The sequence below is a fragment of the Algoriphagus sp. SE2 genome (assembly GCF_039563885.1).
GTDB lineage: Bacteria > Bacteroidota > Bacteroidia > Cytophagales > Cyclobacteriaceae > Algoriphagus.
On the sequence record NZ_JBCLWJ010000012.1, the window covers coordinates 132,364 to 144,707 of the forward strand.

The following is a 12,344-nucleotide window of genomic DNA, read 5'->3' on the forward strand; positions in this document are numbered from 1 at the left end:
GTCTTAGAGGCAAGGAATACCTTCCCTAGAGTATTTACCAAAAGGAGGGACGATTCTATAGTCATTTATTTTTTCCAGAAAATCATAATCCTGGAATTGATAATCAGGAGTGTATCTAACATTGTCCCAATACAAACTTCTGGGATCACTTGCTCTCAAGTCGCCGGTGTTTTCCATCCATTGTTGGAGTTTTTCGCGCATACTCATTTTGACCATCTCAAAAGACTTATCGTTAGCTAGGTTATTCAATTGAAAAGGGTCTGTGACTACATCATAAAGCTCCTCTTCCGGTCTTTTTTCAAATGCTAATTTGAAATAGTCTGGCTGGCCAGCAATAGACTTCCCTTCCATATTCATTATTAAAAACTTTGTAATGGAGTTGTCTATATCACCGTATTGACCGACAGATTGATGAACTGTTGGGTCCCCGGCAGGATTTCTTTCCGGCATCATATTCCGGATATATAAATATTTATGATCCCGAATAGCTCTAATTGGATAAGAGAGATCTCCTTTTCTTACGTTGGCATGCCGCTCTCGCTCTAGATATACCTGTTCCCTATCTTGTTTTTCACCGGCAAATAATGGCCAGAGTGACTGTCCACTCATTGTTTCTTGTTGCAATCCAGCCGCTTCAACAAAGCTTGGAGCAAAATCTACGAAGTTGACAAAGTCATTGATTATTGTCCCAGGTTTAATTTTCTTAGGATATCTAATTACTAGCGGCATTCGCGTTCCGTAGTCATAGAGGTTTGCTTTTGCTCTGGGGAAAGGCATTCCATTGTCACTCGTCATCACAATAATCGTATTATCCAATTCACCGATTTCTTCAAGCATTTTTATCAATTGACCGCATTCCCTATCGAATCTTTCAATTTCAAAATAGTAATCCAGTATATCGTTTCTTACACAGTCATTATCTGGGAAAAAACCTGGAACTTGAACATCCTCTAAGCTCATCCCAGTCTGAATTCCGGTATTGGTGACATAGGTTCGGTGTGGGTCCGTACTACCAAACCAAAATGTAAAAGGCTGGTCTTTCTCTTTCTGGGATAAAAAAGTTTTGAAATCCTCGTAGCTTTTACCTGCAGGATTATTGTCAAGGCCACTGACTTTAAAATCTCCAGGTCCCCAACCTTTGCGAGTAGAACCAGTGGAGTAGCCTGCTTTTTCAAGTATAGAAACATAGCTGGGGTACTGGGCAGGAAATTCAGACCAAAGATTTCCACCATCTTCATTTTGGTGGGGATACCGGCCTAACAATACGGCCGCTCTTGAAGGAGAACATGAAGGCGAAGCAGTATAAGCATTTGTAAACAAAGCTCCTTCAGCTGCAAGCCTGTCAAAAGTAGGCGTTCTAACTATAGGATCTCCATAAATTCCAGCATGGGGAAAAGACCAATCATCCGCAATTAAGAAGAGAATGTTTGGTTTATTTTCTTGACTTTTGGCAGAGAAATAAAAGAAAAATAGTAGGAACAAAGAGAGCGAATGATGTTTCATAGTTACAGGGCTATTCAGAAATTTAAAACCTTCTGATAGTTTATCCAATCATATTTTCATTTTATGAAGGGTAATGGATCTCACTGTTTCTTTAATCAATCATTAAACTTTCTAATGTTTTATAGCCTCCACGAAGGATATTTAAGTCTACATTTTCGCTAATTCCATTTATTTTTCCTTTTTCAGAAAATTGCCAAATCGTCCAAGAGTCGCTTTCAGGTTCTTTAACTGGATTGTAGTTAGCCACCCAAAGCGGGTAATCTTCAAATCCATTTCCTTCCAAAACATGCCTGTTAAAAGTATCTCCTGTATAAATGATTGGCTTCACTCCATAGTGAGACTCCACTAGTTGCAACCAATTCAAAATCCCTGTTCGGAGGCGTTCTTGAGACTGAATCGTAGAATTTCTTTCGATATCCAAAATAGGCCTTAAATCTCCTTTTTCCAGAGTTACATTCCTGATAAAATTTTCTGCCTGTTTGGTACTGTTTTCGTTTGGCCTATAATAATGATAAGCTCCTTTGACGATATCTAAGGTGTCTAATGATTCCCAATGGTCGTTGAAAAGCTTGTCTTGGTCATAGCCCATAGTAGCCCTAAAAACAAAAAACTGAATTGGCCTATCTTTAATTTGATACTCAAGTCTCTCCCAGAAAATTTCACCTTGATAATGTGAAATATCAACCCCTAGTAAGGGTTCTGGTTGGGTTTTGAAAACATAGTCAAATTTTAAAGCTTCATGTTCAGATATTGGTTTATTTGAATAGGAAGGAACGATATGGAGCTTATTCCAGGAGGTAAAAATCAGAAATCCAGCTCCTGAAGTAACTAGTATTAAAAGAAGGATCAACCCCAAGGGAGTTGATCTCGATTTTTTACGAGGCATAGAGGTGGAATAGAAATCGTTTATCTAGTTAAACGATAAAGAAACAAAGTACTTCTTTTTATCAATTCTGGGTATTCTTTCATATTGATAGTTTCTCCTGGCGCATGTGCTCCTCTTCCTGATGCTCCTAGGCCATCCAAACAATCAACATAGTCTGCTACAAAAGAAATATCTCCGGCTCCTCTGCTGCCAGGGTCTCCTGGTTTTACTTCTCCTAGGCCCATATCCTGACTTAATTCATTTAGAATCTCTGCCAAAGCATAGTTCCCTTCCGTTGGAACCATGGAAGGTAAACCGTCTTCAAAGATAATTTCCGCATCGGTTTGGTTTAGATTTCTATCTACAATAGCCTGCATTTTTGCTCTTGCTGCATTTTTTTGCTCTTCCCCTAAGAATCTTAGATCTCCTGTTACTAGGGCTTCTCTGGCGACAATATTTGTTTTTCCTAATGCTTCTCCCTTTCCGGTTTCGGAATTATAACTGATATCCGAACCACCAATGATCTGTCCTGGATTAAAAGTTAAATATTGTTCACCTGCCAATTCTTCCCTGAACTCGGTCAAGATTCTAGCTGCTTCGTAAATGGCGCCATAACCTACTGATTCTCTAAAAACACCACTTGAGTGTGATTGCCTTCCAGTTGTTTTCAATGTCCATCCACTACTTCCTCTTCTGGCTACTGTGGTGATTCCAAAGCTTTGTGATGTTTCATATGCCAATGCAATATCATGTTCTTTCGCTCTAGAAATAAAGTCTCTTCTAGATAGTTCCTCATCAGCAGAACTCTCCTCATCGCCTGTGAAATACACAGTGATAGTCCTATCCTCTAAAAGACCTAAATCATGCAGCGCTTTTAAGCTTGCAAATATCATGACATCCCCACCTTTCATATCATTTACTCCTTGACCAGTTGCAGTCGAATCATTCAAAAAAGTGAAAGGAGTAAATGGCATATCTTTCTCAAAGACGGTGTCTAAATGTCCAATAAGGAAAAGTTTTTTGCCCTTTGTACCCTTGCGTGTGGCTATAAAATGCCCAGCTCTTTTTGCTTCTGGCGGCAACTTGTACCACTCAGTTTCAAATCCAATTTTCTGAAATTCTCTTTCAAAAACTTTAGAGACTGACTCAACTCCTTCAAAATTGAGAGAACCGGAATTGATATTGGTTACTTCTTCTAAAAGACTAACGGTAGCTTCGTAGTTATTTTCAATTTCAGTGAGCAGTCGTTCTTCGACTTTTGTAAGCTTTTGGGAGAAAACTGTAAAAGTCAATCCAGTAAATAGAATTAATAATAGATATTTTTTCATGTCTGAAAATTAATCCAAATGTAGGAGAAAAGGCGATTTGAAAAGAAAAAATAGCTTTTAAAAAGTAAAAGCTGGTTACTATTACTCAAATTTTGGTTTCTATTTGTTAGGAAATCAAATGGAACAAAGAATGAGTTTTAAACAATAGTGTTTCCAACAAATCCTGACGCTTCTATTTTAATTTTATAGATTTTCATAACTTATCCGAATAAATCTCAAATCATGGCCAATTTTAATATTGACGCAAAAAAAGAAATAACCTATGATGCCATAGTAATTGGTTCAGGTATCAGCGGTGGATGGGCAGCAAAGGAGCTTTGTGAAAATGGACTAAAAACGCTCGTTCTTGAGCGAGGAAGGATTGTGGAGCATGTCAAGGATTACCCTACTATGACGTTGGATCCTTGGGATACAGAGTTAAGGGGTAGCCTCACTCCTGAACAGAAAGCAAGACATCCCAAAGGAATTCGCTCAGGTTTTATCGGAGCCAACAATGAACATTTTCATGCCAATGATGTAGAAAATCCATATACTGAAGTAAAACCTTTCATGTGGGTACGTGCCCATCAAATGGGAGGCAGATCATTGCTTTGGGGAAAACAATGTTACCGCTGGTCGGATCTGGATTTTGAAGCAAACCTAAAAGATGGTCATGGAGTAGATTGGCCAATTCGCTACAAGGATATTGCTCCATGGTATACGCATGTGGAGAAATTTGCCGGGATTTCTGGAGAAGCTTTAGGATTACCTCAATTACCGGATAGCCATTTTCTCCCTCCTATGGAGTTGAATTGTGTGGAGAAGCATATCAAGGAGCGCATCGAAAAAGAATACAATGGTCGGAATATGATCATTGGACGAGTTGCCCACCTCACGGAGCCACTGAATGGGAGAGGGAAATGTCAATTCAGAAATCGTTGTGATCGAGGTTGTCCATATGGAGCTTATTTCAGTAGCAATGCGGTGACTTTGCCAGCCGCTAATGCAACTGGCAATTTGACAATTAGACCTTTTTCTATCGTACAGTCAATTATATATGATGATGCCAGTGGTAAAGCTAGTGGTGTTAGAATTATTGATTCAGAAACCAGCGAGGTGATTGAATACCAAGCCAAAATTATTTTTTGTAATGCTTCTACCTTGAGTAGCACTCAAATCCTGTTGAATTCAACATCAGATCGATTCCCTAAAGGACTCGGAAATGACAGCGGCGAGTTGGGGCATAACCTCATGGATCATACCTATCGAGTTGGAGCCATGGGAAAAGTGGACGGCTTTGATGATCAATATTACAAAGGAAGAAGACCTAATGGAATTTATATTCCTCGCTATTACAACCTGGATGAGCAAACTAAGACAGAAAAATTTGTAAGAGGGTTTGGATTCCAGGGAAGTGGAGGAAGAGCAGGCTGGAGTGCTGGATCCAACCAGGAAAACTTCGGAGGGGAGTTTAAAGATAGTTTGATGAAGCCAGGGCCTTGGGAGTTTTTTATTACTGGATTTGCTGAATGCCTTCCTAACCATGAAAACAAAGTTTATTTGAATAAGGATGTGTTGGATAAGTGGGGTCAGCCAACCCTAAGCGTCGATGCGGAATGGGGATCAAATGAATTGGCTATGAACCAAGTGATCCGAGAAGATGCCAAAGAAATGCTTGAGAAAGCTGGCTTGAAAGATATTGTTGATTTTGATAATGAGCATGAAATGGGCTATGGTATCCATGAAATGGGAACTGCCAGAATGGGTAAGGATCCTAAAACATCTGTTTTAAATGGAAATAATCAGGTGCATGGAGCTAAAAATGTCTTTGTTACAGATGGTGCTTGCATGACATCCTCCTCCTGTGTAAATCCCTCTTTGACCTATATGGCATTGACCGCCAGAGCTGCAAATTTCGCTGTATCCGAACTCAAGAAAAATAATCTTTAATCCTATGAAAAGAAGAGACGCATTACGAAGAACAGCCATGCTTGCAGGGTCGGCAGTTGCTACACCTACCTTGCTTTCCTTACTTCAATCATGCAAGGAGCAAAAAAGGGTCGATTGGATACCGCAACTTTTAAATCAAGAACAGGCAGTCTTTTTGGCATCTTTTGTAGATACTATTTTACCCCGAACTGAAACCCCTGGCGCATTGGATGTAAAAGCAGATATTTTCCTGGATCTGATGTATGCCAAAACATATGATAAGGCGGGACAAGACTATGTAAAGGCTGAAATTGATAAATTTAACGAGAGCTGCAAGAATGAATATGGGGCTGTTTTTGCTGATTTGAGTGAAGAAGACAAATCTGAAGTTTTAAAAAAATCTGAGGCAGAAACTGCCAAATTCAATCCAGGTGTCTGGGGAACGGCTGTCGGAGAGCAAAAACCTGTAGCATTCTATCGACAATTGAAATCCATGACATTGTGGGCTTATTTTTCTTCAGAAGAGGTAGGAAAAAACATCCTGAGTTATGATCCTATTCCGGGTGAATACTTAGGTTGTATACCGCTTTCGGATGTAGGGAATACTTGGAGTTTGTGATGAGCAGCTTGCCTACCGATTGTAGGTCTCAGTGAGCAGTGATTTGTGTTTAAAGTGAATTATTAGAATAAATTAAGACCCCGTCGGGGTCAAATATCATTAGCCCCGCCACGGCGGGCAAGCCAGGCCCCGAAAGATATCGGGGTCAATCCTGGGTAAAAATAGATTAGGTTTCCCCAGCGCTGGCCCGGAATTTTCTTTCGGAGGCAGGATCGTTTTGCCAGCAAGATGTTCTACAAAGCGGATTGGAAATCCTATGATAGAGGTTCGAGATTTCAAATCTCGAACAGCGGGGATTTAAATTATTTTACTCAAAGCTGCCTGATTCATTCTTGGCAGCTTTTTTTAGTTTGTGGTTTTTGATAATCCCGAAAATTAATCCTCCGACAGCTCCTAAAACCAATCCACCTGGACCAGTTACAAAAATTCCTAACAAAGGACCTTGGTTTGCATCAGGCATAAAAATTAGTGGCCCAATAAAACCTATTAAGAAACCTATAATTCCCAATGAAATCATTCCAGTCAGAACATATTTACCCAAAGAATGAGAGGAGTTCTTAGAGAAGGTATTTTTGCTCCAAACTGTTTTAGCGAGAAAGAGAGCTAACCCAAAGCTTATAATAGATTGGAGAATATTTATCCAGGTTGGAAACGTTTCGATTCCAAATGTGACCGAAACGAGGATCACTAGAATCCAATTAGAAAAATAGAATGCTCCCAAAAAAGCCAACAGGGTAATCACTATTCTTAATAATTTATTCATAATACAAAAACTCAGTTTTTTCAAAGTACTAAATGATTTCCAGAGAGTTATTACTTGGGATGTGATAAACCGCTATTCCTTGGACGTTTTCTTCAATCCAGGATTTCATAAATTCTGAGCCACCTTCTTCGCTTGCCGAATGACCGATAACTATCAAGCCTAATTTCTCGCCCATTTCATTCGCGTTTCTGACATATTCTGGAGTTTCCCATTCCGGGCTTTCTCCGCAAATCAACACATCAGGTTTTTCCTGCATGATCAATTCTATTTGTCTTCTACCTCCAATGGCACCCGGAAGAAGGAGTATTTTGGATGCTTTTTGATCCAGATTTCCCACATATCTCAAAGCTGGAACTTCCATCTTTTCTTTGATATGGGTGATGAGGTTTCTCAAGGTTGTTTCAGGAAGGTTTAATACGGCGTTTTGTTGGTAATAGTCATTCCAACCCAATTCATCTACCACACCTTTTTGTACCCCATCGATTTGGAGCCTATGGACATAATCGTGATTTCGCCAAACGGCAATCCCATGTTCCTCCAGAAGGTTTTTCTTGAATTCGTAAACTGGTTCTCCATCCAGCCAGGCAGTTTCATCTAAATGATTGTAAAAAGTGGGTTCGTGCACGATGATAAAGTTCGCATTCAACTCAATGGCTTTGCGGATCACTGTCAAAGTCGCAAACATGGTGGTGACTATCCCAGTGACTTGCTGATCGCGGTTCCCTGATTTCAGCGTATCAACCGTAGGGCTGAAAGGCGAATTGGGAACTTTGGAAATAAAGAGATCCATGATTTCTCCAACGGTGTATTCAGCTCCTCTGGAAGCAGCAAAAAGATCCAATGGATTCAGAAAGATACCAGTTCCCAAAATGGCAGAGGTTTTTAAAAGGAAATCACGTCGGTTGGATTGGGGCTTCTTCATAGTTAGATCGATTTACCTAAAGATAAGGAAGGGTTTTTATTTTGGGGAAAGATTTGCAGTGGATCTTAAAAGTGAATTAAGTCTATGAAAATGCTTCTCGCCCTCTAGAATAGAACATAAAACCATCCTTAATTATGAATTTTAATCCTGCTTTCATGCCTAATTTTCCCCTGTCCCAGTAAGATACTTATTTTCGACGATTCTCGTCCTAGGTTTTTACCACCTCTCTCGTAGAAAAGTCGTAAAAGAGTCGTAGCAAATAAGTAGCAATAAAAGCTGAGATTAGGTTGAGAATACTTCTGGTGTAGGGTTCATATTCTAGGGTTAGGGGGGTTAAAAAAAGCTGTTAGAGAAGTAAAGAGGTTCAGATTCTTTTTAATAAAAAAACGTAGATGCAATCTACGCTTGGAAGGGGTAGTTTGCTACTAACGGTTAGTATAAGCGGTCGTTTTAATGCCGCTTATACATTGTTGGCTACAGTTTTAGTTTTCTTCTAGTTGATACACTTTTTTCCCGTTGAACCAAGTTTCCAATACCTTGATCTCTGAGATATTTGTCGGTTCAACTTTTCGTGGGTCTTCTTCTAAAATCACCATATCAGCATATTTACCCACTTCCAAACTACCTATTTCGTCCTCACTCATCAACTGCCAGGCTGCATGGGCAGTTACAGCTTTTATGGCTGATTCTACCGAAATTGCTTCTTGTGGTGCCAATTGATAATCAGGCTCTTTCCAGGTTCTTCGGGTCACAGCAGTTTCTATCATCTCTAATGGTAGGGTATTGGTTACCATAAAATCTGAATGCAAGCTAAAAGGCATATTTACTTTCTCCACGCTCGCACATCGGTCAAGCAATTGCACCTTTTCTTTACCAAATACTTCATCCCTCATAAATGTACCCCAGTAATATACATGCCCAATGAGAAAACTTGGGGTAACCCCTAATTCCTTCATCTTCCGTATTTGGTCGTCATGTAATATGGAAGCATGTTCAATTCTTGGCCTTAGTCCCTCGAATTCGTAGCCTTCATCTTTAAGTCGCTGTAATACGGCCAAAATATTATCGATAGCCTTATCTCCGTTACCGTGAATGGCCAATTGGAAACCCTGTTCAGTTCTTTCCTTGGCATAGGAATATAAGTCATCAACACTGGTATATTCATTTCCAAAACTGGTCATATGTGAGGCGCTACAACAGTATGTTTCTCTCTGTAGTCCTGTAAAACCTTGGTTGGAACCATCGGCAACTAATTTAAAACCAACAACTTTTGCCAAGTCATTGCCAGTGTTGTTTTTGAGTCCAATTTCATTCCATTGATCATTTATAATATAGGAGGGGTAAGCGCGTAATCTCACGTGAAAAGCTTCATTTTTTGCAGCTTCAAGCATGATTTCTAAATCCGCAGGAGAGTTGGTTGCTGCGCCTAAAGCAAATTCAGAAGAGGTAGTTACCCCTTCGGCACTCCACTCATCTAATAGCTCTAAAAGTGCGGGAACTGGGTCGTAAGTTTGCATTTTAGGATTAGCTGTCATGACTTGAATAAATGAGAGCATATTCTTCATAACCCCATTTAAATTTCCTTGGGAGTCTTTTACAAATTCAGCACCGTCTGGATTTTCGACAGTAGAGTCTATTCCGGATGCTTCAAAGGCCCTGGAGTTGGCATATGCCAAGTGGCCTGAAGCATTAAGAATAAAAATGGGATGCTGAGTTGAAATGCTATCAAGTATGCTCGTAGTCAATTCTTCTGGCCCATCCTGCACAGCGGGGTCCCAATTTCTGCCGGTTATCCAATCGCCTTCCGGTGTCTCTTTTACTTTTTGCCTAAGATATTCCAAAACCTCTTCAGTTGTTTTGAAACGAGACATGCCGATATAATCCATTAAGTTATTAGCTAAAGCACCCGATACGGCATGCGAATGTGCATCAATGAATCCAGGAAGCATGGTTCGTCCCTCGAGATCAATTAGTTTGGCGCTTTGACCGTACTCGTTGTTAAGGTTCTCAAAACTTCCCACTGCAACAATTTTTTGATCTTTAATCACCATTGCTTCAACTTCTGAAAACGCCTCATCTACCGTCAAGATAGTACCTCCATGAAATAGGGTATAATTTTGTTCTACCTCTTGTTGTTCTTTGCATGAAAAGGCACCGAGCATGACCATTACGAGTAGTGCCATTTTTGACTTTTTATAAAGATTTTTCATTACCATTTATGGATTGAATTAGAAACTGACTTTTCCATTGGATTATTTAAGAATATAACGGTTATTCCCTCAAGAAAGAATACAAATCCAAATGTAAGGTTTGATTCGATGAAAGGAAGTGGAGCCAAATAAAGATTACCAGTTTCTCTTGCTGTAGATTCCTATTGAGCTTTTAACCCAAGACCAAGGCACAGGATGAGTACAGATAAGATAATTCTTTTCACAATTTACTTAATTGAATAAGATTGACAGAAATGATCAAGTATGCTCTTTCAGCAAGAGGATTCATAGTCGCACTAGCCTTGACCGGTAATTTGAGTTGATTATTGATTACAAATTCCCGGGTAGCACTTGCTCCAATATTATTGATCCCTGGCCGATCACCATAGAATTGAGGTCCAGAAAAATTTGTCCAGCTAAAGCTTCCTCCTAAAAAGGCCTGAAACTTATAATTTTCGGCATACCATGAATATTCAAGCTCTAAATACTGGGAATACCGTTGGTCTGTCCTTACCAAGGTAGTTTCCCCGTCAACTTCCTCTTCTTTAAAATTGGTGTCGCGACCAAACAGTAAAGTCGAAGACATGATGTTCCAATGCTTCTTTTTGTCTAATGCCGCATTCACGGCAAAATCTAATAATCCCCTAGTTGTTTTGGGATTAAAGTCGAAGAGTCCACTAGGTTCTTGGATGTCTGTAATGCCTTGGGTAAAGTTGTACCAATACTCTAAACGAAAATTTATTCGAGGAAGACTGTAAAGCAGAATGAAATCAGTTTCCTGATAGACCCCGTCCATACCTACACCACCATACATCGCAACTATCCAGTTTTTCCAAATCACGCCCGCATTTGTTGAAAGTGTAGGCGATTTTGATGGTAACAAACCCCTGAAATAATTTTGGGATTTTAGACTAAAGGCCATATCAAAATGAACTTTTGTCTCGCTCACATTAAATAAACTGTCTTCTAGGATTTCATTTTCATTTTGGGCAAACACTGAAAATGACAGTAGAGATGTCAAAATTACAGCTAACAGTTGAGCTTTTACTTTCATTTTGTTTTCATTGTTGCCAACTTGTTTATTGCTAAACCTTTTGGTGATCTATTCAGCCGATTTGGACAGATATATGCACCTTTGGTAAATTTATTTTTATTAGATCTTTAAAAAGACTTCAGTCCTTTTTAAGAATTCCTTTCTTTGATTTTTCTGAATTGATATCCCAAAAATTTCTGGATAAAACTCAAAAAATTCTGGACTATTGAATTTATATCTTTGGCTCCAGAGGTATTGGTTTTTTTGTGTCTAAATTAAGAATCTCGTTGAGAAAATCACTATCCTAATATTATTTTGTATTGAAAAAAGTGCAGGTTGTCCTGTTGATTTGTGGACTCTTTTATGGGGTTGAGAAAAAAATTGTCCAAAAAAAAGCCGTTCACTAAGAAGCAAACGGCTTGAATTCATTCGAATGGGAATTAATTTACTGAGAGACCAGAAATCCAGATAAAGCGCTTTCCATTTGCTCCCATATGGTCTTGGGCGAATGTCAGCGGCCCTACTTGTTTCTCATTTTCCCAAGTCCAAGTAGCTCCTTGTTCACCATTTCCTCTTCGGAATGTCCACTCCAGGATCTTATTATTTTCATCTAAGTACAGATCGTAAGCATCTCCTGGCGTATAGCCGTCACCTGAGTTATAAATGATAGTTAGTTTTGTGGAAGTAGTTCCTTTTAGAGGGGTACTTACCCCTTCTTCTGTCTCAAAAGTATATCCAGAGTCCCAACCTAATTGGAAAGGCATCATCGCCCAATATTTATCATTTATAAAAGCTCGGTCTTCAGGAGGAAGTGAATCTGTCATTAAGCTATAAGAATAAGTAGTATCCGGATCTGAATAGGCTACTGTCTTATCTTTCATATTCCAGACGTAGGATCTGGAAAGCACATTCACAGAGTCCCGCTGTACGTTCCAGGTAAAACCAATACTATTAACCTGATCCATTTGATCAAAGCCATAAGCCATAGCCACTTTCATTGGGAGGGTATCTGGAAGAGTTTCTTTGGGTTGGCAAGAGCTCAAAGCCCAGACTAAAAGAATTACAAAGCTTAATTGTTTCATGGTGTGTCGTTTTTCAAAGTACATAAGTTACTATGAATTCGATTTGTTTTTAATTAATAGCGAAATAATTTGAGGTATTCCCCTTTTTTTGCCGTGGCCTGTGTCTATTTC

At 39.4% G+C, this 12,344-nt stretch carries 10 protein-coding genes; 2 read left to right on the top strand and 8 right to left on the bottom strand.

The window, feature by feature from the left end:
* Nucleotides 1-3: 3 nt before the first annotated feature.
* From AAGF08_RS14675 to AAGF08_RS14685, 3 genes are all read right to left on the bottom strand, one after another.
* Nucleotides 4-1,503 carry a sulfatase gene (locus AAGF08_RS14675; protein WP_343512011.1) on the bottom strand — a complete coding sequence of 500 codons (1,500 nt, stop codon included), beginning with the start codon at nt 1,501-1,503 and terminating at the stop codon, nt 4-6.
* A 91-nt stretch (nt 1,504-1,594) separates the two neighbouring features.
* Complete coding sequence (locus tag AAGF08_RS14680; protein WP_343512012.1) at nt 1,595-2,389, bottom strand: glycoside hydrolase family 25 protein; 795 nt, start codon at nt 2,387-2,389, stop codon at nt 1,595-1,597.
* Between the two features lie 20 nt (nt 2,390-2,409).
* Nucleotides 2,410-3,696: a M20/M25/M40 family metallo-hydrolase gene (locus tag AAGF08_RS14685; protein ID WP_343512013.1), complete on the bottom strand. Its 1,287-nt coding sequence runs from the start codon at nt 3,694-3,696 to the stop codon at nt 2,410-2,412.
* A gap of 222 nt (nt 3,697-3,918) precedes the next feature.
* Between AAGF08_RS14685 and AAGF08_RS14690 the strand changes: the two genes are divergently transcribed.
* The gene (locus tag AAGF08_RS14690) at nt 3,919-5,625 is read left to right on the top strand and encodes a GMC family oxidoreductase (RefSeq protein ID WP_343512014.1); all 1,707 of its coding nucleotides are present in this window, start codon (nt 3,919-3,921) and stop codon (nt 5,623-5,625) included.
* Nucleotides 5,626-5,629: 4 nt separating this feature from the next.
* Nucleotides 5,630-6,223: a gluconate 2-dehydrogenase subunit 3 family protein gene (locus tag AAGF08_RS14695; RefSeq protein ID WP_343512015.1), complete on the top strand. Its 594-nt coding sequence runs from the start codon at nt 5,630-5,632 to the stop codon at nt 6,221-6,223.
* Nucleotides 6,224-6,530: 307 nt separating this feature from the next.
* Here AAGF08_RS14695 and AAGF08_RS14700 read toward each other — a convergent pair whose 3' ends face one another.
* From AAGF08_RS14700 to AAGF08_RS14720, 5 genes are all read right to left on the bottom strand, one after another.
* Nucleotides 6,531-6,986, bottom strand: coding sequence for a hypothetical protein (locus tag AAGF08_RS14700; RefSeq protein ID WP_343512017.1), 456 nt, complete (start codon nt 6,984-6,986; stop codon nt 6,531-6,533).
* A gap of 28 nt (nt 6,987-7,014) precedes the next feature.
* Nucleotides 7,015-7,908 carry a Nif3-like dinuclear metal center hexameric protein gene (locus AAGF08_RS14705; RefSeq protein ID WP_343512018.1) on the bottom strand — a complete coding sequence of 298 codons (894 nt, stop codon included), beginning with the start codon at nt 7,906-7,908 and terminating at the stop codon, nt 7,015-7,017.
* Nucleotides 7,909-8,390: 482 nt separating this feature from the next.
* Entirely contained in the window at nt 8,391-10,118 is a 1,728-nt protein-coding gene (locus tag AAGF08_RS14710; protein ID WP_343512019.1) for an amidohydrolase, read from the bottom strand.
* Nucleotides 10,119-10,338: 220 nt separating this feature from the next.
* Nucleotides 10,339-11,172 carry a hypothetical protein gene (locus AAGF08_RS14715; RefSeq protein WP_343512020.1) on the bottom strand — a complete coding sequence of 278 codons (834 nt, stop codon included), beginning with the start codon at nt 11,170-11,172 and terminating at the stop codon, nt 10,339-10,341.
* A 419-nt stretch (nt 11,173-11,591) separates the two neighbouring features.
* Nucleotides 11,592-12,233: a hypothetical protein gene (locus AAGF08_RS14720; RefSeq protein WP_343512021.1), complete on the bottom strand. Its 642-nt coding sequence runs from the start codon at nt 12,231-12,233 to the stop codon at nt 11,592-11,594.
* Nucleotides 12,234-12,344 lie beyond the last annotated feature (111 nt).

Excerpts from the sequence above, each read along its gene's own strand:
- AAGF08_RS14675 (WP_343512011.1), bottom strand. The coding sequence starts at position 1,503 with ATGAAACATCATTCGCTCTCTTTGTTCCTACTATTTTTCTTTTATTTC.
- AAGF08_RS14680 (WP_343512012.1), bottom strand. The coding sequence starts at position 2,389 with ATGCCTCGTAAAAAATCGAGATCAACTCCCTTGGGGTTGATCCTTCTT.
- AAGF08_RS14685 (WP_343512013.1), bottom strand. The coding sequence starts at position 3,696 with ATGAAAAAATATCTATTATTAATTCTATTTACTGGATTGACTTTTACA.
- AAGF08_RS14690 (WP_343512014.1), top strand. The coding sequence starts at position 3,919 with ATGGCCAATTTTAATATTGACGCAAAAAAAGAAATAACCTATGATGCC.
- AAGF08_RS14695 (WP_343512015.1), top strand. The coding sequence starts at position 5,630 with ATGAAAAGAAGAGACGCATTACGAAGAACAGCCATGCTTGCAGGGTCG.
- AAGF08_RS14700 (WP_343512017.1), bottom strand. The coding sequence starts at position 6,986 with ATGAATAAATTATTAAGAATAGTGATTACCCTGTTGGCTTTTTTGGGA.
- AAGF08_RS14705 (WP_343512018.1), bottom strand. The coding sequence starts at position 7,908 with ATGAAGAAGCCCCAATCCAACCGACGTGATTTCCTTTTAAAAACCTCT.
- AAGF08_RS14710 (WP_343512019.1), bottom strand. The coding sequence starts at position 10,118 with ATGAAAAATCTTTATAAAAAGTCAAAAATGGCACTACTCGTAATGGTC.
- AAGF08_RS14715 (WP_343512020.1), bottom strand. The coding sequence starts at position 11,172 with ATGAAAGTAAAAGCTCAACTGTTAGCTGTAATTTTGACATCTCTACTG.
- AAGF08_RS14720 (WP_343512021.1), bottom strand. The coding sequence starts at position 12,233 with ATGAAACAATTAAGCTTTGTAATTCTTTTAGTCTGGGCTTTGAGCTCT.